General features: G+C 64.2%; 27 protein-coding genes and 3 tRNA genes. 15 read left to right on the forward strand and 15 right to left on the reverse strand.

Annotated features, from left to right (window positions below; translation table 11 throughout):
• Positions 1-35 precede the first annotated feature (35 nt).
• A complete protein-coding gene (locus tag QP996_RS10800) occupies positions 36-755 on the forward strand; it encodes a peptidyl-tRNA hydrolase (protein ID WP_284872611.1) in 720 nt (239 codons plus the stop codon).
• Here the strand turns inward: QP996_RS10800 and QP996_RS10805 are convergent.
• Together QP996_RS10805 and QP996_RS10810 are read right to left on the reverse strand one after the other, a co-directional pair.
• A complete protein-coding gene (locus tag QP996_RS10805; RefSeq protein ID WP_284872612.1) occupies positions 745-2,709 on the reverse strand; it encodes an ATP-dependent DNA helicase in 1,965 nt (654 codons plus the stop codon). The genes QP996_RS10800 and QP996_RS10805 overlap by 11 nt on opposite strands.
• A 3-nt stretch (positions 2,710-2,712) precedes the next feature.
• Positions 2,713-4,059, reverse strand: a complete 1,347-nt coding sequence (locus QP996_RS10810) for a nicotinate phosphoribosyltransferase (protein WP_284872613.1) — start codon at positions 4,057-4,059, stop codon at positions 2,713-2,715.
• 91 nt (positions 4,060-4,150) lie between these two features.
• Here QP996_RS10810 and clpS point away from each other — a divergent pair, with 91 nt between their 5' ends.
• The 8 genes from clpS (at position 4,151) to lptM (ending at position 9,716) form a co-directional block, all read left to right on the forward strand.
• Positions 4,151-4,450, forward strand: a complete 300-nt coding sequence (gene clpS, locus QP996_RS10815) for an ATP-dependent Clp protease adapter ClpS (protein WP_070475837.1) — start codon at positions 4,151-4,153, stop codon at positions 4,448-4,450.
• 10 nt (positions 4,451-4,460) lie between these two features.
• The gene (locus QP996_RS10820) at positions 4,461-5,000 is read left to right on the forward strand and encodes a DUF2017 domain-containing protein (protein ID WP_269511319.1); all 540 of its coding nucleotides are present in this window, start codon (positions 4,461-4,463) and stop codon (positions 4,998-5,000) included.
• A gap of 312 nt (positions 5,001-5,312) precedes the next feature.
• Positions 5,313-6,146 (forward strand): rhomboid family intramembrane serine protease, encoded by an 834-nt coding sequence (locus QP996_RS10825; RefSeq protein WP_502870233.1) that lies wholly within the window; start codon positions 5,313-5,315, stop codon positions 6,144-6,146.
• Between the two features lie 10 nt (positions 6,147-6,156).
• Positions 6,157-6,978 carry a glutamate racemase gene (gene murI, locus QP996_RS10830; RefSeq protein WP_284872614.1) on the forward strand — a complete coding sequence of 274 codons (822 nt, stop codon included), beginning with the start codon at positions 6,157-6,159 and terminating at the stop codon, positions 6,976-6,978.
• A gap of 33 nt (positions 6,979-7,011) precedes the next feature.
• Positions 7,012-7,779 (forward strand): MBL fold metallo-hydrolase, encoded by a 768-nt coding sequence (locus QP996_RS10835; RefSeq protein ID WP_284872616.1) that lies wholly within the window; start codon positions 7,012-7,014, stop codon positions 7,777-7,779.
• Between the two features lie 218 nt (positions 7,780-7,997).
• On the forward strand, positions 7,998-8,726 hold the full coding sequence (rph, locus tag QP996_RS10840; RefSeq protein WP_181888987.1) for a ribonuclease PH: 729 nt from the start codon (positions 7,998-8,000) through the stop codon (positions 8,724-8,726).
• Positions 8,720-9,319 carry an RdgB/HAM1 family non-canonical purine NTP pyrophosphatase gene (gene rdgB, locus QP996_RS10845; RefSeq protein WP_284872617.1) on the forward strand — a complete coding sequence of 200 codons (600 nt, stop codon included), beginning with the start codon at positions 8,720-8,722 and terminating at the stop codon, positions 9,317-9,319. The genes rph and rdgB overlap by 7 nt, the downstream gene beginning before the upstream one ends.
• Before the next feature lie 22 nt (positions 9,320-9,341).
• Entirely contained in the window at positions 9,342-9,716 is a 375-nt protein-coding gene (lptM, locus tag QP996_RS10850) for an LPS translocon maturation chaperone LptM (RefSeq protein ID WP_284872618.1), read from the forward strand.
• A 57-nt stretch (positions 9,717-9,773) separates the two neighbouring features.
• Here the strand turns inward: lptM and QP996_RS10855 are convergent, their stop codons facing one another.
• Positions 9,774-10,142, reverse strand: a complete 369-nt coding sequence (locus QP996_RS10855; RefSeq protein WP_284872619.1) for a DUF3817 domain-containing protein — start codon at positions 10,140-10,142, stop codon at positions 9,774-9,776.
• Positions 10,139-10,591, reverse strand: a complete 453-nt coding sequence (locus tag QP996_RS10860) for a hypothetical protein (protein WP_284872620.1) — start codon at positions 10,589-10,591, stop codon at positions 10,139-10,141. The genes QP996_RS10855 and QP996_RS10860 overlap by 4 nt, the downstream gene beginning before the upstream one ends.
• Positions 10,592-10,700: 109 nt before the next feature.
• Here QP996_RS10860 and QP996_RS10865 point away from each other — a divergent pair.
• Positions 10,701-10,785: transfer RNA gene (locus tag QP996_RS10865), tRNA-Leu, on the forward strand.
• Positions 10,786-11,041: 256 nt separating this feature from the next.
• Here the strand turns inward: QP996_RS10865 and bcp are convergent.
• A complete protein-coding gene (bcp, locus tag QP996_RS10870) occupies positions 11,042-11,527 on the reverse strand; it encodes a thioredoxin-dependent thiol peroxidase (RefSeq protein WP_284872621.1) in 486 nt (161 codons plus the stop codon).
• 79 nt (positions 11,528-11,606) lie between these two features.
• Here bcp and QP996_RS10875 point away from each other — a divergent pair, with 79 nt between their 5' ends.
• Both QP996_RS10875 and QP996_RS10880 read left to right on the forward strand, forming a co-directional pair.
• Complete coding sequence (locus QP996_RS10875) at positions 11,607-11,882, forward strand: DUF3618 domain-containing protein (protein WP_284872623.1); 276 nt, start codon at positions 11,607-11,609, stop codon at positions 11,880-11,882.
• Positions 11,883-11,972: 90 nt separating this feature from the next.
• Positions 11,973-12,617 (forward strand): DUF305 domain-containing protein, encoded by a 645-nt coding sequence (locus QP996_RS10880; protein ID WP_284872624.1) that lies wholly within the window; start codon positions 11,973-11,975, stop codon positions 12,615-12,617.
• 6 nt (positions 12,618-12,623) lie between these two features.
• Here the strand turns inward: QP996_RS10880 and QP996_RS10885 are convergent, their stop codons facing one another.
• Positions 12,624-13,190: an isochorismatase family protein gene (locus QP996_RS10885; protein ID WP_284872625.1), complete on the reverse strand. Its 567-nt coding sequence runs from the start codon at positions 13,188-13,190 to the stop codon at positions 12,624-12,626.
• 100 nt (positions 13,191-13,290) lie between these two features.
• Between QP996_RS10885 and QP996_RS10890 the strand changes: the two genes are divergently transcribed.
• Positions 13,291-13,506 (forward strand): hypothetical protein, encoded by a 216-nt coding sequence (locus QP996_RS10890; protein ID WP_284872626.1) that lies wholly within the window; start codon positions 13,291-13,293, stop codon positions 13,504-13,506.
• Between the two features lie 27 nt (positions 13,507-13,533).
• Here the strand turns inward: QP996_RS10890 and QP996_RS10895 are convergent.
• Positions 13,534-13,606: transfer RNA gene (locus tag QP996_RS10895), tRNA-Lys, on the reverse strand.
• Between the two features lie 201 nt (positions 13,607-13,807).
• Here QP996_RS10895 and QP996_RS10900 point away from each other — a divergent pair.
• A complete protein-coding gene (locus tag QP996_RS10900; RefSeq protein WP_284872627.1) occupies positions 13,808-15,004 on the forward strand; it encodes a L,D-transpeptidase in 1,197 nt (398 codons plus the stop codon).
• A gap of 136 nt (positions 15,005-15,140) precedes the next feature.
• Here the strand turns inward: QP996_RS10900 and QP996_RS10905 are convergent.
• The 8 genes from QP996_RS10905 to QP996_RS10940 form a co-directional block, all read right to left on the reverse strand.
• Positions 15,141-15,216 (reverse strand) — tRNA-His (locus QP996_RS10905).
• A 47-nt stretch (positions 15,217-15,263) separates the two neighbouring features.
• The gene (orn, locus tag QP996_RS10910) at positions 15,264-15,893 is read right to left on the reverse strand and encodes an oligoribonuclease (RefSeq protein WP_284872628.1); all 630 of its coding nucleotides are present in this window, start codon (positions 15,891-15,893) and stop codon (positions 15,264-15,266) included.
• Positions 15,894-16,700, reverse strand: a complete 807-nt coding sequence (gene cmrA, locus QP996_RS10915) for a mycolate reductase (protein WP_284872630.1) — start codon at positions 16,698-16,700, stop codon at positions 15,894-15,896.
• A 10-nt stretch (positions 16,701-16,710) separates the two neighbouring features.
• The gene (locus QP996_RS10920) at positions 16,711-17,031 is read right to left on the reverse strand and encodes a transcriptional regulator (protein WP_284872631.1); all 321 of its coding nucleotides are present in this window, start codon (positions 17,029-17,031) and stop codon (positions 16,711-16,713) included.
• Complete coding sequence (locus QP996_RS10925) at positions 17,028-17,480, reverse strand: hypothetical protein (RefSeq protein ID WP_284872632.1); 453 nt, start codon at positions 17,478-17,480, stop codon at positions 17,028-17,030. Before QP996_RS10925 ends, QP996_RS10920 begins: the two co-directional genes overlap by 4 nt.
• Positions 17,481-17,664: 184 nt before the next feature.
• Entirely contained in the window at positions 17,665-19,092 is a 1,428-nt protein-coding gene (locus tag QP996_RS10930) for an MFS transporter (RefSeq protein WP_284872634.1), read from the reverse strand.
• A gap of 269 nt (positions 19,093-19,361) precedes the next feature.
• Positions 19,362-19,487, reverse strand: a complete 126-nt coding sequence (locus QP996_RS10935; protein ID WP_284872635.1) for a hypothetical protein — start codon at positions 19,485-19,487, stop codon at positions 19,362-19,364.
• 146 nt (positions 19,488-19,633) lie between these two features.
• A complete protein-coding gene (locus tag QP996_RS10940) occupies positions 19,634-20,479 on the reverse strand; it encodes a DUF3800 domain-containing protein (RefSeq protein ID WP_284872636.1) in 846 nt (281 codons plus the stop codon).
• A 339-nt stretch (positions 20,480-20,818) separates the two neighbouring features.
• On the opposite strand from QP996_RS10940, the gene QP996_RS10945 reads away from it, so the two are divergent.
• On the forward strand, positions 20,819-21,007 hold the full coding sequence (locus tag QP996_RS10945; protein WP_284872637.1) for a PspC domain-containing protein: 189 nt from the start codon (positions 20,819-20,821) through the stop codon (positions 21,005-21,007).
• Positions 21,008-21,106 lie beyond the last annotated feature (99 nt).

The raw sequence follows: 21,106 nt of genomic DNA on the forward strand, positions 1-21,106 counted from the left end.
TCGGGCCCGCGACAATGGGGAGTACCCTGGCCCGGATGACTGAGCAGATGATCGCCGCCGCCCACCAGCTCCTGCAGGACCGTGTGTCGGGCGACTACAATGCCCGCAGCGAAGACGCGCGAGACCCGCAAACCGTGCAGGCGATGCAGCTGGCCATCAACCTGCCTAAGCAGGACCCTCCGAGTCGCAACCAGGTGCTTGCAGACGCCGCCCGCGCCGCCGTGGCCGTCTGCCTGGATCCGCGCGCGGGGCAGGACGGGTTTTGGCGCGATGCGTTGGACGCTTGGTACTCCCATCGCATCCGCAAGGTCGCCCGCCGCGCCCGCAACAAGGCCTGGGACGACGTGCAGGCGTTGCCCGGGGTCACCGTCGGCAACGTGCGCGCGTTTGTCCCCTCTGCGGTCTCTGAGGTCCCGCACGCGATTGCGAAGCTGCAGATCAAGGGCACGGAGATTGAGCAGGGGGAGGTGCTCCCGCGGGACCCGCACGCGCCGCTGATCGCGCTCGACGCGTCGCTGGAGATGTCCGCGGGCAAGGCCGCGGCCCAGGCCGGGCACGCCTCGATGCTGCTCGCGGCCGCGCGCGACACGGCGTGGGTGCAGCGGTGGGCGGAGGCGGGTTTCCCGCTGAACGTGCGCGAGCTGCCCCGCGAGGAGTTCGCGGAGCTCGCCGCGCGCCCTGAGGCGGTGGCGGTGCGCGACGCCGGCTTCACGGAGGTCGCGCCCGGTTCCACCACTGCGATCGCTATTGCTTAGCCACGAGCCTCCGGAGCGCCCCGCGCACCGTTTCCGCGTCCGTGGTGTCCCAAAACGCCGGCAGGCTGCGCCGGATAAACGAGCCGTAGCGCTTGGTCACCAACCGGTTGTCTAGTACGGCGACGACCCCGCGGTCGTCGACAGAACGCAAAAGGCGGCCCGCGCCCTGTGCCATGAGCAGGGAGGCGTGCGTGGCCGAGACCTCCATGAACCCGGAGCGGCCCGCCGCGTCGGCTGCGTTGGAACGCGCCTGCAGCAGGGGATCGTCGGGGCGGGGAAACGGGATGCGGTCGATGATCACCAGCGAGCAGGCGCTGCCCGGCACGTCCACGCCCTGCCAGAGGGTGAGGGTGCCGAACAGGCAGGAGTTTTCGTTCTTGGCGAAGGTGTCCACGAGCGTGCCGGTGGAGTCCTCGCCCTGCAGCAGGATGTCGAAGGGAAGACGCGCTCGCATGGCTTCGGCGGCCTGCTCGGCGGCGCGGCGCGAGGAGAACAGGCCGAGGGTGCGCCCGCCGGCGGCGGTGATCAGCTCCGCGATCTCGTCCAGTGTCTCCGCGGACAGCCCGTCTCGGCCCGGGGTGGGCAGGTGGCGGGCGGTGTAGAGGATGCCGGACTTGCGCGGGTCGAACGGCGTGCCGGCGTCGAGCGAGTCCCAGGTGCCCTGGGGCAGGCCCCAGGCGGCCGCCATGGCGTTGAAGTTGCCGCCCACAGTCAACGTGGCGGAGGTGAGCACGACCGTCTTCTCGCCGAAGAGCCTCTCGTGCAAAAGACCCGCCACTGACAGGGGCGCAACCGACACCGAGTCGCCGTAGCGCTCGGAGCGTGTCAGCCACACCACGTCCGAGTGCTTGGCGGGGTCCGGCTCGTCGAAGACCTCGAGGATGCGCACCACCGCGTCGTGCAGGTCCTCTAAGTGGTTGCGCAGGTTGGCGCGCTCGGCGAACTTCTCCGGGTCGTTCTCGGACTCGCCGGGCGGGGCGTCGGAGATGGCGGTGCGGGTCTTCCACAGCGCGTCGCGAAGCGCGGCGAAAGCGCCACGGGCCGGCTCCGAGATGGTTTCCCAGCGCCCCGGGGCCTCCAGGTCGATGGCAGCGGTGAAGTCGTCGATGACGCCTTCGAGCGTGTCGCGCTCCGCGCCGAGCTTGCCGGCGCGGCGGGCGGCCATCGCCAGCGCACGCGCGGAGATCTCGTTAGTGGCCACGGAGGTGATGCGGCCGTCGAGCTCGTGGGCCTCGTCGATGATCACGGCGTCGTGTTCGGGCAGGACGGCGACGTCCGCGAGCGCGTCGATAGCCAAAAGCGCGTGGTTGGTCACCACGATGTCCACGTCCTTGGTGCGCTCGCGGGCGAGCTCCGCGAAGCACTCTTCGCCGTGCGGGCAGCGGGTCGCGCCGAGGCACTCGTTGGAGGTCACCGAGACCTGCCGCCACGCCATGTCCGGCACGCCTGGGACCAGGTCGTCGCGGTCGCCCGTCTCGGTTTCCTGCGCCCACTCGGCCACACGCTTGACGTGTTTGCCCAGCCAGGACAAGTCCTCTTCCTCGATCAGGGACTCCGCGGGCGCGCTATCAAGCATCAGCTTATGCTTGCACAAGTAGTTGTTGCGGCCCTTTTGAATGGCGAAGGTGGGCCGCTCGGGCAGCAGCGGCTCGAGCGCGTCCGCCAGCCGGGGCAAATCCCTATCGACGAGCTGCCGCTGCAGCGCGATCGTCGCCGTCGACACCACCACGGTGGTGCCGTGCGCCTGGGCGTGGCGGATGGCGGGGACCAGGTAGGCCAGGGACTTGCCGGTGCCCGTGCCCGCCTGCACGGCCAGGTGGCGCTCTGTATCGAGGGCATTGGTTACAGCCTCGGCCATTTTCACCTGGCCGGGGCGGCGTGAGCCGCCGAGGGCTTCGACCGCGGCGGCGAGCAGGTCGGTGGTGGACTGGGTGAGCGGTTCTTCTGCTGCCACGGCCTACTCGGTGGGCTCCGGGAAGCCGACGAACTTCGTCGGGATGGCCACCTCGCCGCGTGACAGGGCCAGGCCCTCCCACGGCAGCGTCTTGCGGGCGGCCGCGTGCAGCTCGCGGATCTCCTCGATGCTGGGCTGGCCGTCCACGATTTCGCCGTCGCGGATCAGCGGCACCGTCATCTCGCGGTACTCCAAGTTCGGCTTGCGCGGCACGTCCACGCCGAGCGGGTGGATCACCTCACCCACAGCAACACCCGAGGAGCGGTAGGCGCGCAGCGCGGACTTGCCGCCGCCGTAGGTGACCTTGCCGGAGGAGCGCTTGGCCACGGGGTGGCCTTCCACCTCCACCAGCTTGTACACCAGGCCCGCGGTGGGGGCGCCGGAGCCGGTGACCACGGAGGTGCCCACGCCGAAGCCGTCCACCGGGTCGCCGCGCAGGCCGGCGATGGCGAATTCGTCCAGGTCGGAGGAGACGATGATGCGGGTGTTGAAGGCGCCTGCCTCGTCCAGCTGCTTGCGCACCCGCCTGGAGACGATGCCCAGGTCGCCCGAGTCGATGCGCACCGCACCCAGCTCCGTGCCGGCGACCTCGAGCGCGTTTTCCACGCCCTTGGTGATGTCGTAGGTGTCCACCAGCAGCGTGGTGTCCACGCCGAGGGTGTCGATCTGGCCCTTGAACGCGGCTTTTTCGTCCGGGTTGCCGTCCTCGTCCACGTGCAGCAGCGTCCAGGAGTGGGCGGAGGTGCCGGAGGCGGGGATGCCGTAGCGCAGCGAGGCCTCCATGTTGGACGTGGCGTTGAAGCCGGCGATGTAGGTGGCGCGCGCGGCGGAGACGGCCGCCTGCTCGTTGGTGCGGCGCGAGCCCATCTCGATGATCGGGCGTCCGTCCGCGGCCGAGACCATGCGGGAGGCGGCCGAGGCGACCGCGGAATCGGCGTTGAGGATGGACAGAAGGACCGTCTCCAGGATCACGCACTCCGCGAACGTGCCGCGCACCGTCATAATCGGCGAGTACGGGAAGTACAGGTCGCCCTCGCGGTAGCCGTCGATCTGCCCGGAGAACTTGTAGTTTTCCAGGTATTCGCGTGCCTCCGGGGAGAGAAAGTCGGCGTTGTCCAGCTGGTCCTGCGTGAAGCGGAACTTGGTGATGGCATCGAGCACACGCTCAGTGCCTGCGACCACGCCGTAGCGGCGCTCGTTGGGCATGCGGCGGCCGAAGACCTCGAAGACGCAGTCGCGCTGGGCGGTGCCGTCCTTAATGGCGGCGTCGAGCATGGTCAGCTCGTACATGTCCGTGAAAAACGCGGTGGAGCCCTGCGTGCCGGTGGAGTGGGTGGGAGTGTCGTTCATGGTGAGCCAGCGTACCCTGCTGGTACGAGAAGGTAAGGTGGTGCACATGTTTTCCTCAGCCGATTTTCCTGCGGCCAGTCGCGCGGAGCGCATGGGTTCGCCGCTGGCAACCCCGGAGTTGGACGAGGCCATCGACGTGGACGTGGCCACGAGCGAGAACCTGCCGTGGCTGTGCATCGTGTGGGACGACCCGGTCAACCTGATGAGCTACGTCACCTACGTGTTCCAGACCGTGCTGGGCTACGACCGCAAGCGCGCCCAAGAGCTGATGATGCAGGTCCACACCGAGGGCAAGGCCGTGGTCTCCTCGGGTGAGAAGGACAAGGTGGAAACCGACGTGAAGAAGCTGCACACCGCGGGCCTGTGGGCCACGATGCAGCAGGCAGGGTAGGGGAGAATCGATGCAGCCGTGGCGTAAGAAGAAGGGCCTGATGCGCTCGACGCCGAAGTACACCACCGTTTTTGACCCGATGGAGCGCGAGGTCATCGGCGACCTCACCGCCACCGTGTCCGAGGCTCTGATCGCGCGCGCCCAGTCCGCGCCGAAGGACGAGTTTGCGGAGATGCTCGGCGTCGCCACCGGCCACACCGAGGCACCCGAGGACCCGCGCCTGGCGCGCCTTTTGCCCAACTTCGAGCGCGAGGGCGACGAGGAGTTCGACGGCGACAACGGCCTGCTCCGCAGCCTGCATGAAAACGACATCATCAAGGCCAAGCTGATCAACCTGCAGGTGGTCAACACCGCGCTCGGCCCCACCGGCGGCGTCGAGGTGACCATCGAGGAGGACGAGGCCCACCAGTTCATCGCCGCGCTCAACGACATGCGCCTCTACGCCTCCGCGGACGACTCCGGCAGCGAGGCCGCGCGCGAGGACCGCCAGCGCCTCATCGACTGGCTCGCGTTCTGCCAGGACTCGCTCCTCGAAGCCCTCATGGGCTAGCTGTTTCGCCCGCAGCTTGACGACGACCTCCGGTCCGCCACCGTGGGCCCTCCCACGAACGCCGCAGCAGACCCCGGGCTTTCGGCCGGTCTCCCCGCCGCCAGCTGTTTAGCAACCCCCGCCGCAGACTCCCGGGATTCTGCCTCCCCACCACAGACCCCTATTAAGCGATCCAGAGTATGGCCCAAAACAGGGCATACTCTGGATCGCTTAATAGGGGTCTGGCGGAAACAAGGTCCCGGCGCCACGGCCCAGTTGCCGTCCAACCACCGCTCGGCCTTGATTCGGCGAACCCGCTAGACTCCAACCACGATGAGCGAACACAACCACACCCCCGAGGGCTGGGGCTACGGCCAGACCGGGCAGCCGGGCTACGGCAAGCCGTTCCAGCGACCGTTCTCGCATCCGGAACGGCAGCAGCCGGCGTTTGGCGAGCCCGCGCAGCCGTACAACCCGTACGCGACCCCGCAACAGCAGGGCCAGTTCGGCCAACCCCAGTACAACCAAACCCCCGGGACCCAGCGAGTGTCGAAGCGTAAGGCGCAGCGCAAAACGGGCATGAAACTCGCCGGCGGATTCCTCGCCACCATCTGGGTTGTGTTCATCCTGGAGCTGGTGTTCCCGTGGCTGCAGGCGTTTGGCATCCACCCGTTGGACGTGTCCTCCCTGCCGTTCATTTTCACCTCGCCGCTGCTCCACGCGAACTTCGAGCACATCATCTCCAACTCGATTCCGGGCGCGATCTTCGCGTTCTTGGTGGGCTACTCGGGCAAGCGCGTGTTCTGGGAGGTCACCACGTTCGTGGTGATCATCGGTGGCTTAGGCACCTGGCTGCTCGGCGGTGTGGGCACGAACCACATCGGCGCCTCCGGGCTGGTGTACGGCTGGCTGGCGTATCTGATCATCCGCGGCTTTTTCAACCGCTCCATCAGCCAGATCATCACCGGGCTTATCCTCGGCTTCTTCTACTCCGGCCTGATCTTCGGGCTGCTGCCGGGCACTGAGGGTGTGAGCTGGCAGGCGCACCTGTTCGGCGCGATTGGCGGCCTGGTCGCCGGCATGGTGATCACCTCCGACGACCCGCCGGCGTTGGTGGCAAAGCGCGAGGCTAAAGCGCGTTCATTGCAGAATCCTGGCCAGCGATAGGATTGCCGGCGTGGATACTTTCGCCGGCAACCCAAACTCAGCACCGATCGGACTTTTCGATTCCGGAGTGGGCGGCCTGACTGTCGCCCGCGCGGTGATGGACCAGCTGCCGGGCGAATCCCTGATCTACATCGGTGACACCGCCCATGGCCCCTACGGCCCGCAGCCGATCGCGGACGTGCGCGCGCACTCGCAGCGCATCGCCGACGAGCTGGTGGAGCGTGGCTGCAAGATGCTGGTCATCGCCTGCAACACCGCCACCGCTGCCTTCCTTCACGACGCCCGCGAGCGATACGACATCCCCGTCATCGAGGTGATTCAGCCCGCAGTGCGCCGCGCGATCGCCACCACGCGCAATAAGAAAATCGGCGTGATCGGCACCGAAGGCACGGTGAAATCCGGCGCGTACCAGGACCTGTTTTCCATCCACCCGGGCCTTGAAGTCACCGCCCAGGCCTGCCCGGAGTTCGTGCCGTTTGTGGAGCAGGGCAAGACCTCCGGCAAGGAAGTCCTCGAGGTGGCCCGGCGCTATTTGGCGCCGCTGCGCGACGCGGACGTGGATACGCTTGTGCTCGGCTGCACCCACTACCCGCTGCTCTCCGGCGTGATCCAGCTGGCCATCGGCGACGAGGTCGCGCTCGTCTCATCGGCCGAGGAGACATCGAAAGACGTGCTCCGGGTGCTCACCGAGGGCGACATGCTTAACGACGGCACTGCCGCCCCCACCCACATCTTCGAATCCACCGGCGACCCCGACACTTTTGACGCGCTCGCCCGGCGCTTCCTCGCCCCGCCGGTGCATGCCGTAGGCCGCGATTTAAGGATTCACTAGGAAAATGTGCGCCATTCATGGCAGAGTATGTCCATGCAGTTGACCATCCTCGGGTGCTCCGGGAGCCTGGCCGCGCCCGGTAACCCAGCTTCCTCCTACGTCATCTCCGTGCCTGGTGAAACGGATGTGGTGATGGACTTCGGTCCGGGAGCGCTCGCCGCCATGCAGGAGCGGTTCGACCCGTCTGCGGCGCACGTCATCTTCAGCCATCTTCACGCTGACCACTGCTCGGACTTCCCGTCGCTTTTGGTCTGGCGCCGCTACCACCCCACAGCACCAGCTGCGCAGCGCCACCGGCTGATCGGCCCCTCGTACGCCCCGGAGCACCTGGGCCGCATGAGCGCGGACGCGCCGGGGGAGCAGGACGACTTTACCGACACCTTCGAGTTCACTACCTGGCGCACCGGGCAGCCGGAGCAGCTCAGCGGCCTGACCATCACGCCGTTCGATGTAGTCCACCCGGCACAAGAATCGCACGCGCTGCGCATCGAGGACGCCGTCGGCAAGGTGATCACCTTCTCCGGCGACTCCGGGTACACGCCAACGCTTATCGACGCCGCCCGCAACGCCGACTACTTCCTCTGCGAAGCCGCCTGGGGCGCAACCTCCGAGGGTAAGGCGGAGGGCATGCACCTGTCCGGCAAGGAAGCAGGACGCATTGCCCGCGAAGCAGGGGTGAAGACCTTGGTGCTGGTGCACATCCAGCCGTGGACCGACCCGGAGGAGGTTCTCGCGGCCGCCCGCACCGAGTTTGATGGGGAAATCATCCTGGGCAAAGCCGGCGCCACCTTCGAGCCTTAGGCGCCTGCGTTACGCGCAATGGCAGTGAGGGCAACTTAATGTGTTAACTTAACCAGCACAATGACCGGTTCCGCTCGTCTACTTCAGGTAGTCAGTCCAGGGCCGGTTTTCAAAAATTCGGGGAGCTACATGGGTGCCCTCCGAACGTGATCAATCAAACGCCTTGGGTGTAGAAGTCCGACGAATCGACATTGCCGAACTGCGTTACGCTTGGACGCATGACTGATTTTTCGCGCCTGGACGGCCGTGCCTTTGACCAACTGCGCCCTGTGCGCATCACCCGCGGTTTCACTTCCAACCCGGCGGGCAGTGTGCTCGTGGAGTTCGGCAACACCCGCGTCATGTGCACCGCCTCGGTAGAGGAGGGCGTGCCGCGTTTTAAGAAGGATTCCGGCGAGGGCTGGCTCACCGCCGAGTACGCCATGCTCCCGTCCGCCACCCACGAGCGCATGCCGCGCGAGTCCATGAAGGGCAAGGTCAAGGGCCGCACCCACGAGATCTCGCGCCTGGTGGGCCGCTCCCTTCGCGCAGCTGTGGATCTGAGCCAGCTCGGCGAGAACACCATCCAGCTCGACTGCGATGTGCTGCAGGCCGACGGCGGCACCCGCACCGCCTCCATCACCGGCGCGTATGTCGCGCTCGCGGACGCCATTGCGGTGCTGAAAGAGCGCGGCGTGGTCCCGGGTGAGCCGCTGCTCAAGCCCATCGCCGCTGTCTCCGCCGGCATTATCGACGGCCACGTGTGCCTGGACCTGCCCTACGAGGAGGACTCCCGCGCCGAGGTCGACCTCAACGTGGTGATGCAGGAGGGCGGCAACTTCGTGGAGATTCAGGGCACCGGCGAGCACGGCCTGTTCGGCCGCGAGCAGCTCGGCGAGATGCTGGATGTCGCGGCCAAAGGCTGCGAGGAGCTCATCGCAGCGCAGAAGGCGGCGCTGGGATGGTAAAAGTTCTCGTCGCTTCCAGGAACCAAGGCAAGGTGCGTGAACTCGAGCAGGTGTTGCGCGAGCTCAACATCGATGGGGTGGAGCTTGTTTCGCTTCACGACGCTCCATCGTACCCCGACCCCGTCGAAGACGGCCTCACCTTCGTGGACAACGCCCTGCTCAAAGCCCGCGCCGGGGCAAAAGCCACCGGGCTGCCGTGTGTGGCCGACGACTCCGGCCTGACCGTGCAAGCGCTCAACGGCATGCCCGGCATCCTATCCGCACGCTGGTCCGGCAACCACGGCGACGACCAGGCCAACAACGACCTGCTGCTCGCCCAGATGGCGGACATCAACGAGCGCGCCGCCGCGTTCGTGTCCTGCTGCGCCCTGGCTGCACCGGACGGGCAGGAGTTCACCGCCGAGGGCCGCTGGGAAGGCGAGCTGCTGCGCGAACCCCGCGGCGAGAACGGCTTCGGCTACGACCCGCTGTTTGCACCTGCCGACGCCGACGGCCGTTCGTCCGCCGAGCTTTCCGCCGAAGAGAAGAACGCGCGCTCCCATCGCGGCAAGGCGCTACGCGCGCTGGCCCCGCACATCGCCGCGCTGAAGTGACGCAATTCGTTACAGTGGGCCTATGAAGAAAACGATTGCACTTGCAGGAACTGTTCTCGCGTCCGGCGCGCTGCTGACCGGTTGCGGTCAGAAGGGTGATTTCGACGGCGAATGGACCGGCGACATCACCGCGACCCAGGAAGGCAAAGGCGGCGGCCACGCCACCATCACTATCGACGGCAAGGACTGCGACTGGCAGATGACCGAGACCGACGGTGAAACCAACGAGGCCAACTGCCTTCGCGACGACAAGGAGTTCAAGCTCGAGGATCCGCTGACCCACCAGGATCTTGAGTACGACGCCGAGCGCAGCGGCGACACCCTGACCTTGAGCCCGCAGAACGACCAGGCAGAAAAGGTTGGCGTGATGGTGCTGACCAAGACCGGCGAAAAGTAAACCGGCTCCGACAGCGCAAAACCCGGCAGGTTTTCCCTGCCGGGTTTTGTTTTGTACTTAGGAAAGCTGGAATTTCTCCTTGACTTCGTCGCGGCGCTTCGCTTCGATAAAGAAGGACATGAATGGCACCACGCCGGATAGGGCGGTGGCGATCCAGGTGCCCGCGGACCAGCGGGCCTTCGAGCCGAGGTTCAGCGACGCCATCAGAAAGGCCACGAACGCGAAGCCGTGCACGCGGGCTACCCAGGAGAGGTAATCGACGTTCATGTCGAAGCCGTACTGCATGATCATGCGTGCGACCAGCAGGAGTAGCAGCACACCGGTGATCCACGCGGTGACGGTGAAAAACTGCAGGGCTTGTTTCACGCGGCGCTGACGCTCCGGGTGGATGCGCGCGGGCTGGGTCTGCGGGGTGGGCTGCGTCATGCTGATTCACCTTTACCTTCAGTGTTCGTCCTACGGCGGGGAGCCACAAGCTTGTTGTATTCCTTCACGTCCAGCTCAGGGCGTGACGGCAGGAAGTCCTCGTCGATTTCCGTGGGTTCCTTTACCTCGCCGTACTTAGCAAGGTCGGCCTCGTAGAGGTCGTCCATGGTCAGGCCTGCGTTTTCGGCCTCGATTTTTTCGTTTTCCATGCGCATACCTGCGCGGTACGCGTAGATGAAAAACGCGGCGAAGCACGGCCACTGCAGTGCGTAGCCCAGGTTTTGGAACGTGCCCGAACCCGACTGGTAGCGCTCCCACTGCCAGTTAGCGAGCAGCAGGCAGGTCACTGCCGCCGCAATGAGCAGCACGATGTGCCACCAGCGCACGCGCACGCGCTCGCGTTGGGGCGCCGCTTCGGTGCTCTCAACAGCCTTGTTCTCTTCGCTCACAGCTGGTCAGTCTACCCGGCAACCTGAAAAGGCCAAACGAAAGTTTGATGCGCCGTAGCGTTGGCGGTTATTGCTCGGGAGGCTGCGCGGTGTAACATCTTGCGACGACGCGCCCGTGGCGGAATTGGCAGACGCGCTGGATTTAGGTTCCAGTGCCTTATGGCGTGAGAGTTCAAGTCTCTCCGGGCGCACCATGTGTTGTTTAGAGGCACCGTTCCTATGGTGTCTCTAGTTTTTCTTCCTGGTGTGGCCCGGAGTCAAACTATGGCGGGCGCGCGGAGTGGAAACCTGAAACCAGACCTCAAGCCGGCTACACCTACAAAACCCCAGGTCGCGCCCGAGCTTGAGGTCTGGTCAGCGTTTTCTTTCAAGCAGGCACGCTCGATGCCTGGAGATGCGCAGGCAGGGCATTGCTTCTCGACGGGCTGCCCGGATGGGCACTTGGCAGCCCTAAATATCCCAGTCGCGCAGGATACGGCCAACGTGGCCGGTGGCCTTCACGTTGTACTGGGCTTGGTCGACGGTGCCCTTGCCGCCATCGTCCACGCTCACAAGGAAAGTGGAGCGGATCACGCCCTGGACCACCTTGCCGTAGTTCTTCTTCTCACCGAACGCGCCGTAGGACTCGAGCGTTTCCTTCGAGGGGTCGGAGAGCAGCTCGACACCGAGATCGTGATCGGCGCGGAACTTCGCTAGCTTGTCCTCAGCGTCCGGGCTGATGCCCAGCACGGTCACCGATGCGTCTCGGAACTGCTCCATGTTGTCGGTGAAGTCGCAGGCCTCAGTGGTGCAGCCAGGCGTGTTGGCCTTGGGGTAAAAGTAGATGATGACGCGCTGACCGGCAAAGTCGGCGAGCGAGACATCTTCGGCCCGGTCGTTTTTCAGGGTGAAAGCGGGGGCTGTATCGCCCTTTTCCAATCTAATCGGCTCAGTCATGTCTCCCCGTTTTACACTACTGTGGAGACGAAAAGACGTGAGTCTGTAAAAGTCAATGTAGACGTAGGAGTTACCCAAAGTGGCACGAGACATTCACGACATCGAGCGCGACCTCGAGCGCACCCGCAACCAGCTCGCCAGCACCCTGGACGAGCTCGCGGACCGTACCAACCCGAAGACCCTCGCTGGCAGCGCCAAGAACGAGGCCGCTAACTGGCTGCAGGACGAGACCGTGCAGAAGGTCATCGGCGGCATCGTTGCCGGTGTGGCTTTGCTGGTCAGCATCAAGGCGTACAACGGCCGTAAGCGCAAGAGCGAGCTCAAGGAGCTGCAGAAGCTGCTCGCGAACCGTTAGAAGCAGCACGCGTAGCCGCGTTTACCGCCCAGTTGCCCCACGCAGCTGGGCGGTTTTGTATACACTGATCTTGAATGAAAGGGCATACCAATGACGAATGAGCATGTGCAGACCACGCACGATCCGGAACTCGAGGAGATGCGGCCCAGCAAGAAACCGCTGTGGATCGCGGTGGCGGTGATTGCAGCGCTGGCGCTGGTGCTGACGTTCGCGGGGCCGTCGATACGCGCCGCGTTCTCCCCGGAGACCACAACCTCCGCCGACAGGGAGGCAGGCTACAACGACACCGACGTCCATTTCCTGGGCATGATGGTGCCGCACCACCAGCAGGCCATCGACATGTCGGACGTGCTGCTGGAATCCGACGTGGAGGACGCCGAGGTCCGCGACCTCGCGCAACGCATCAAGGACGGCCAGGAGCGCGAGAACGAGCAGATGCGTGCCTGGGCTGACGAGTGGGGTATTCAGAAGGACATGGAGCACCACTCCAAGCACATCGCCAATGGGATGTTCCACCCGGAGCAGCTCGAGCAGTTCGAGGCGCTGCGTGGCGACGAGCTGTGCACCGCGTTTCTAGAGATGATGCACTTCCACCACAACCACGTGATCAAGATGACGCAGGACGAGGTGGACCGCGGCGGGTACGAGCCGCTGCGCGAGATGGCGAAGGAAATGATCGAGGTGCAAACCGCCGAGATGGGTGAAATGGAAGAACTGCTCGGCTACACCCCGTAAGGCCGGCTAGACCAGCTCCGCGCCGGCGTCGATCATCTCCTGGAGGGCGTCGGCGCCGCGCTTGTCGTCGACAGGCGAGCACATGCCCCGCAGCACCCTGACCTTGAAGCCTTCCTTGAGCGCGTCCAGGACAGTCGCGCGCACGCAGTGGTCGGTGGCGATGCCGCAGACGTCCAGGTGGGAGATACCCTGCGCGCGCAGCCAGTCCGCCAGCAGCTCGTCGTTGCTGTTGACACCCTCGAAGCCGGAGTAGGCGGCGGTGTAGTGGCCCTTTTTGAAGAACTGGTCGATCAGCTCGGTCTTCACCGGCCCGCGGATTTGCGCGCCGTAGGAGTCGGCCACGCAGTGCGGCGGCCACGAGTCCACGTAGTCCGGCGTCTCCGAGAAGTGCGCGCCCGGGTCGATGTGCCAGTCCTGGGTGGCAACGACGCAGTCGTACTCCTGGGTGCGACTGTCCGCGGTGGAGATCAGTTCGGCGATTTTGGACGCCACTTCATCCCCGCGCGCGGTAGCCAGGGCACCGCCGGGGCAGAAATCGTTCTGCACGTCCACGATCACTAATGCTGTCTTCATGCGCTTCAGCCTACTCTCAGCGGACGGTCAGCGGGTGCAATAGCCAAATTCAATTCCCGTTCCCCGATGGGATGTGGCCTGCGGAAATAGGCTTACAGATGTGAAGGAAAACCAGCGGCTTAACGCCTGGGCGGCGATCGGCTACGTGCAGGGGATCTGGTTCATTGCTATTGAGCTTTTCGCGCTCGCCGTCATCGGGTTGGTGTGGGCGCGGGAGCGAGTGCTTTTCGACGTCCACGCGCACCAGCGCACCCTCACCACCTGGACGTGGATCGCCGTGGACGGGAGGATAGAACGAAACGAGGCCAACAGGTAGAATTCCTGCTGGCCTCGCCGCACATTGTGCGCCATCAGGGAATCGAACCCCGAACCCACTGATTAAGAGTCAGTTGCTCTGCCAATTGAGCTAATGGCGCGTATTTTGTTTTTCTCCGTTGCTCTCGGCAACGAAAAGAAACTGTAGCACCCACTCTGCTCAGCGTGAAATCGGCTGGTCAGGGGCGAGAAAACGTCGATAGGCAATGTGGGTGAAAACACGCGCGACAATAGTGGACTTTGGCTGGTGAGGGGATAGAGTATGGGGGATTCGTAATCGCCAGTGATGTGAGGGGTAAGCCGTGGTCCGTCGAGTGGTACGCGTGGGTGCGCTGGTAGCTGCAGCGGCGACGCTGACGTCGTGCACCATCGGGGACACCGGCAGGCTGGAGCCGGCCGCGCACACCTCCGACGCCTCGCTGGTGGAAAAGACCACTGAAAAGGCCTCGCCGCGCCCGCCCAAGGTCAACGTGGCAAACGGGGAGACCGGGGTTGCGCCGCTGGACCCGATTACGGTGAGCGCCGCTGCCGGCCTGTCGTCCGTGACCATGACCAACGAGGCCGGCAAGGAAGTCGAGGGCGAGTTTGGCGACGGCAAGTCCGAATGGTCCGTCACCGAGCCTCTCGGCTACGGCCGCACCTACACCGTGGAGGCGCGCGACAAGGAAGGCCAGAAGGTGGTGTCCTCGTTTACCACCTTGACCCCGGACGCAACGGTGAATTCCTACATCGGCCCGCTAGACGGCGCGACCGTCGGCGTCGCGCAGGCCGTGACCATCCGCTTCGACAGCCCCGTCCACGACACCAAGGCGATGGAGGAACACATCGATGTGGAGACCTCCAACGACACCGAAGGCGCGTTTTTCTGGCTGGACCCCTACGAGGTGCGCTGGCGCCCCAAGGACTACTGGGAGCCCGGCACCGAAGTCAGCGTGAAGGTGGACATCTACGGCGAGAAGCTGGGCAAGGGCCTCTACGGAGGCGGGGACAACGAGACCAACTTCACCATCGGCGACAAGGTGGAGGCCGTGGTGGACAACGCCGACAAGATGTTGCGCGTGTACTCGGGCGACGAGCTGGTCAAGGAGTTTCCGATCTCGCTGGGCACCGACGGCCAGTACGACACCCCGAACGGCGTGTATGTGGTCGGCGACGAGCACGAGAAGCTGACCATGGACTCGCGCACCTTCGGCCTGGGGCTCGACGCGGGCGGCTACGTCACCCCCGTGGACTACGCCACGCAGCTGTCCTACTCCGGCATCTATGTGCACTCCGCCCCGTGGGCGCTCGGCGCGATGGGCAGCTACAACCAGTCCCACGGTTGCATCAACGCCTCCTACGACAACGCGCAGTGGTTCCAGAATTTTGTGAAGCGCGGCGACCCGGTGGTGGTGAAGAACACCGGCGGCGGCACGCTCACGCCTTACGACGGCCTGGGGTACTGGAACCTCGACTGGGAGCAGCGCTCCGGCGGGTCAGGCGAGCCGCTGTACGAGTAGGGGAGTGCTTTTTGGAATGTGGCAAATATTTGCCACATTGCGAAAACGGGATACCCGTGGCCGAACGAGAGGGGCCAACCAGGTGCCAACGGCGAAGGCCTGGCCCGCGACATTTCGCAGGCCAGGCCTTCTACTTTGGGGTGGCTGACGGGACTCGAACCCGCGACACCCAGGATCACAACCTGGTGCTCTACCAGCTGAACTACAGCCACCATCGCTGTTTTTGCAGCGGGATCTACCTTAGCCCCTCACCGTGTTTTCACAAAAACGGCTGGTAGGCGTCGGTTGCGCCTGCGGCCGCGTCAACGGCGGCCTCCGTGTCGGGCCCGGGGGAGGGCACGAACACGCTGCGTCGGTAGTAATCCAGCTCGCGGATGGACTCAACGATGTCCGCCAGCGCGCGGTGCGCCATGCCCTTTTGCGGCTGGTTGAAGTACGCCTTGGGGAACCAGCGGCGCGCAAGCTCCTTGACCGTGGAGACGTCGATCATGCGGTAGTGCAGCGCGGCGTCGAGGCGCGGCATCTGCGCCTTGATGAACGTGCGGTCGGTGGCGATCGAGTTGCCGGCGAGCGGTGCGGGGTGGGCGGGATCGCAATGCTTCTCCACGAGTGCGAGCACCGCATCCTCCGCCTCTTCGATGCTGACCGTGGACGCCTTGATGTCGTCCAACAGCCCGTTGTCGGAGTGCATCTGCGTGACAAAGTCGTCCATCTCGGCGAGCTCGGCGTCGGTGGCGTGCACGACCAGGTCCACGCCTTCGTCGATAATGTTCAGCTCAGCGTCCGTGACCAGGGCCGCAACCTCCACGATGACGTGGCGGGAAGGGTCCAGGCCCGTCATCTCCAGGTCCACCCAGACGATGCGGTTGTCTTTGGCGGCGATGTCCATTTATTCCTCTCCCATCTGTGCGTAGAACTTGCCCATGATCGGCGGCAGCAACCCGCGCGGGGCGTAGTTGGACACCACGTCCATGGCCTTGGAAAGCGGGCCGGGCACGATGCGGCGGCGGTTCTTGCGCATCGCGTTGATGGTGTCGGCGGCGCAGGACTCGTAGGTGGTCCACAGGAAATCCGGCACGACCTTGTCCACGATGGACTGCTCTTCCTCCGGGATGTACGCCTCGCGCACCGGGCCCGGCGCGAGCAGGGTCACGTGCACGCCGGAGTCCTTGAGCTCGTAGTGCAGGGCCTCGGTGAACTGGTTCACGCCGGCCTTGGTGAACACGTAGGTGGCGTTGTTCGGGATCGGCAGGTTGCCTGCGGCGGAGCCGACGTTGCACAGCGCGCCCTCGCCGCGCGGCACCATCTGGTCCAGCACCGCCTTAGTGATGCGGAACACCGCCGTGGCGTTCAGGTTGAACTGGTTCGTCTCGTACTCCCAGTCCTGGGCCATGAACGGCCCGAAGCTGGCGATGCCTGCGGAGTTCACGCAGATCGAGACCGTGCGGTCGTTGATGTGTGTGATCAGCGCGTCCACGTCGCGCGCCTTGGACAGGTCCGCGGCGAAGATTTCGACATCGATGCCGTGGGCGAGCGAGAGCTCGTCGCCAAGCTTTTGCAACACCTCCTCGCGCCTTGCGACAAGGATGAGGTTGTGGCCCTCAGCGGCGAGCTGGCGCGCGATGGCCTCGCCGATGCCTTGGCTCGCGCCGGTGATCAGCGCGAACGCGCCGGGTGCTGGTGCGGGAAAACTCATGGGGACGAATCTACCCGCCCGCGATCTCGCGCAACGCGGCCGTGTGGTTTTTAAAGGCCTGCGCGCCCGTTGCGGTGAGCGTGACCCACACCGTGTCCTTCGCCCGGGTGGAGCCGTACTCGCGGAAACGCGTGACGTAGCCGTGCTCCTCCAGCGTGGCCAGCTGCTTCGACAGGGCCGAATCCGACAGGTCCGCCTTATCTTTCAGGGAGCTGAAGCGCATCTCGTGCCGGGACGTTTGCTTCTCGACGGCTCCCGCGCTGTACAGCGCCGCACAAATCTTCAGCCGCGCCAGGGGGTGAATGACGGGGTCAATTTTAGGGGCGCTCATCGGTTCCTGCTTTCGTGGATCATCACGGCCGTGAATATGACCGCCGTGATTACGCCGGCGATGACCCCGCCGACCACGCTGCCCTCGGGGACCAACCAGGTCAGCGGAAAGACGAGCATTGGAGCAAGTGCGGCGGCCCAGTTCGTCTTCGGGTCTTCCTGTAGCGGCTGCTTCATGCTCGGGCGCACGTTGCGGTTGTTGTCCCAGATCGCGAGTGTGATGCAGGCGACGGCGAGGAGCAGGAACAGCACCCACCAGTACTTCCAGCCGATGATCGTGCCGGCGATCGTGATGCCGAAACTGGTGCCGAGGATGGCGTAAGCCCACGCCGGCGTGTGTTTGCGCTGCGATTCGTGCTCGATCCCGTCGATCTGCTCGAGGGCGGCGCGGGCTTCTTCTTGGGAGATCTGCGTTTGCTGCGGCTTGGGCTGCGGTGCGTTGTTTTCCATATCCGCAAGTGTGGCACTTTCCGGAGTGGAAAGCAAGGGTTCCGACGCCCATCCCGCGGATCCAGCTACTAAGACCCAGCTAATCGGCCCCAGGGGGCGAATAGCTGGGTCCTTGTAGCTGGATCTAGGACGGCGGGCAAAAGTAGAGGGCGGCTGGAGCCGCCCTCGGGGTGGTTGGGATGCGCTAGATCTCGTGCATCTCCTGGTCCTTGGTCTCATGCGCGGAGAGGATAGCCACCAGGGAGATCGCGGTGACGACCACCAGGTAGTAGCCCACCGCCTTCGGGCCGTACTGGGCGTTCAGTGCCGTGGCGATGAATGGGGCGATCGCAGCGCCCAGGATGGAGGAGACGTTGTAGGCGATGCCCGAGCCGGTGTAGCGCACGTTGGAGGGGAACAGCTCCGGCAGGATCGCGGACATCGGGCCGAAGATGAAGCCCATCAGGATCATGCCGATGAACAGGAAGATGCCCAGGGAGACCATCGTGAACGTCTCCGGGTTGAGTAGCCACTTGAAGCACAGCCCGTAGACGATGATCGCCACGGACGTCAGGCCCAGCGTCGGGCGTCGTCCGTACGTGTCCGCCAGGTGCGCCGAGACCGGGATGCCCAGGATGAAGCCGAAGATGCACACCAGCTGCAGCTTGAGGAAGGTCGGGTACTCGATGCCCAGGCCCACGCCCTCCTCGGCGGAGCCGATGCCGTAGGACAGGAACCAGGTGGTCACGATGTAGAACAGCGTGTAGCAGCCGACCATGATGAACGTGCCCTGGATCAGCGGCTTCCAGGCGGTCTTGAACACTTCGGCCAGCGGGGACGCGGCCTTCTGGTCGTTTTGCTCCACCTGCTGGAACACCGGGGTTTCCTCCACCTGCAGGCGCACCCACAGACCGATGATGACCATCACGATGGACAGCAGGAACGGGATGCGCCAGCCCCACGCCATGAACGCGCCTTCGAAGTCGCCGGACGTGTGGCCCAGGACCGTGACCAGGATCAGGAACAGGCCGTTGGCCAGCAGGAAACCGAACGGAGCGCCCAGCTGCGGCCACATGCCGGCCCACGCGCGGCGTCCCTTAGCAGCTGTTTCTGTGGACAGCAGGGCCGCGCCGGACCACTCGCCGCCGAGGCCCAGGCCCTGGCAGAAGCGCATTAGGGCCAGCAGCGCCGGCGCCCAGATGCCGGCCTGCGCGTAGGTGGGCAAAAGACCGATGATGAAGGTGGCGATGCCCATGGTCAGCAGCGCGCCGACCAGGGTGGCCTTGCGGCCGACCTTGTCGCCGAAGTGGCCGAACAGCACCGAGCCGAGCGGGCGGGCGATGAACGCCAATCCGAACGTGGCAAACGAGGACAGCAGCGCAACCGTGCTGGATTCCGACTTGGGGAAGAACAGGAACGGAAACACGGCCACGGCGGCGGTGGCGTACGCGTAGAAGTCGTAGAACTCGATCGTCGTGCCGATGGTGGAGGCGAGTCGGACGCGGCGGCGCTCCTCCGGGGTGGTCTCCCGGAGCGCGGCTGTGGTGGTTGCCGGTGTGGAGCCTGTTGGGGCGGGGCCTGTGCGCTCTGGCCCTGCTGGTTCTGTTGGGTGGTGTTCGACGCTGGTTGTCATCGCCCGGCCTTCCGTTTCACTGTGCGAGATTTATGTCTCATTGAATGATTCGGAACGTATCACACTGTGGGATGGGTGTTCCAAATGTAGTGGATGGGTGAAGTGCTTTTGCACGAATCGACAGTTCAGCCGATTTCGGTCTCCATAACCCCAGGTCAGATTTTGGCGTGGTTGGTTTGTGCAAAATCTCTTCCTGTCGGGCCAGTTGGCGCAAAGAAAACCGGCCCGCCGCTGCGAAAGCGGGGGCCGGTAGTTGCCGGGGGACGGGCTTAGTTCGCGCCATCGCTTTCAAGGTCGTTGTCCTCGCCTGTTTCTTGCACGGACGAGTCAGCATCCGGGTCGGACAGGTTCTCGATGCTGTCTTCGTTGATGGGGGAGTTCTTTTCTTCAACCATGGTTTGGGCCTCCTTTATGTAAGAGTGTGCGCCCCACTGTAGGCGCGATCGAAAAAGCGCCGACGGAAAACCCTTGACCAGGCAAAAGCGCCCCCAGTAGGATTCGAACCCGGCAGGCAGGTGGTTCTAACGGTTGAACTTGGCTTTCAGTTTTCGAGGCCGCTTGCGGGGATCTCATCGGCAGAAAAACATTTGCGAAAGCTGCCTAGATGATTCGGGTAGACGTCCTTGCCTGAACCGGCCGCACGGATCTTGCTGTAGGGGCTGCAGGCTGGAGCGAGACGGTTGCCGAAGTACTTCACTGCCCATTGGAACTCTTCGAAATCGGGATCGTATTTGAAGCTGGCAATGCGTCCAAGAATCGCGCAGATCCAGTCAGCGCACTGCACTGTTTGGTACAGGTGGCTTTCCACCTCCAGCGGAGGTTCGAGGAGCTTGTCGGCATCCTGATGGGAAAACATGAATGCTGCGCAAGCCGCGAAAATTTCCATCCGCTCCTTGGGGCCTTGCTTGTCAAGGATCAGAAGGTGCCGTTCGTGTTTGGGAAGTGACCAGTTGACGCGCTGGATGAGTTGTTTCATCGCGTGGTCGTATCTCGACGACTCGTTTTCGCCGGTCATTTCATTTGAACCGCGCGGCTTCTCTTGCCCGTAGAAAACAATCTTGGCGTCGAGGTCTTCGAGTTTGCGGAGGAGGCGGTTGATCATCCAGCGCACCTCCGTGTATCGCTGCACGTTTTGGGTGGTGAGAAGAGCTGCGCCTTTCTTTTCCCATTCCTCGACACGCTTACCTTTAGCTATGACCTTCGCGTCGATTTCGGCTTTGAGGCCGGACTCCTTGATGTGCCGGAACGTTCCTGACAGCTGACGCACGTTGTGGGCAGGGATGATGAACCCGCCTATCCCGAATACAGGGTGGGTTTTATAGCTTGGGTCGTGTCGCGAAATATAGGCGCCATTGTGGCCGAACTCGTCGAAATAGCCGATGTACATTTTTCCCCTTAAATGCACGAAAGCTCGCGCTTTCGCACGAGCCTCGGAAGTGGAGCACCGTAGTGCGTCCGAGGTCAACGCTAGCGTGCGAGATGGTTGTTGTGCAACTGTGGTGAACTTTTGCGGCTGCAGCATAAGCACCAGCTCCGACATTGGAACCCGAGTTTTCGAACATTCGGCGCCGTGAGCGGGACCCCACGCCAAAAAACCGCCCTGACCAGGCAAAAACGCCCCCGGCGGGTGGTTCTAACGGTTGAACTGGCCACGACCGGGGTGTTGCCAGACTAACGTGGCAAGCGGCAATAGCGGTCTTTCGGCATTTGGGTATGGATGTGCATGATGTCCCAGCGAGAAAAATGGCACCGAGTCGAGGAGGGCAAGCTCATAGCAGGGGTCTGTGCTGGAGTAGCTGAAACATACGGCACCTCCGCCAATACGGTCAGGACCATCTACGTGATTGCCACTCTCTGCGGGGCGCCCATGGTTATTGTCTACTTATTGCAGTGGGCTATTTACCCACGATATTGAGTGCAGCAATTTGCGCCCCCAGCAGTGTCTGAAGTCACGACATATTTGACGGGGTGTGCCTGCGGAAGGCGTCGTGATCCTTGACAGGTCAGTCGCGTC

Origin of the sequence: Corynebacterium sp. MSK008 (assembly GCF_030232585.1) — a bacterium.
Taxonomy (GTDB): domain Bacteria; phylum Actinomycetota; class Actinomycetes; order Mycobacteriales; family Mycobacteriaceae; genus Corynebacterium.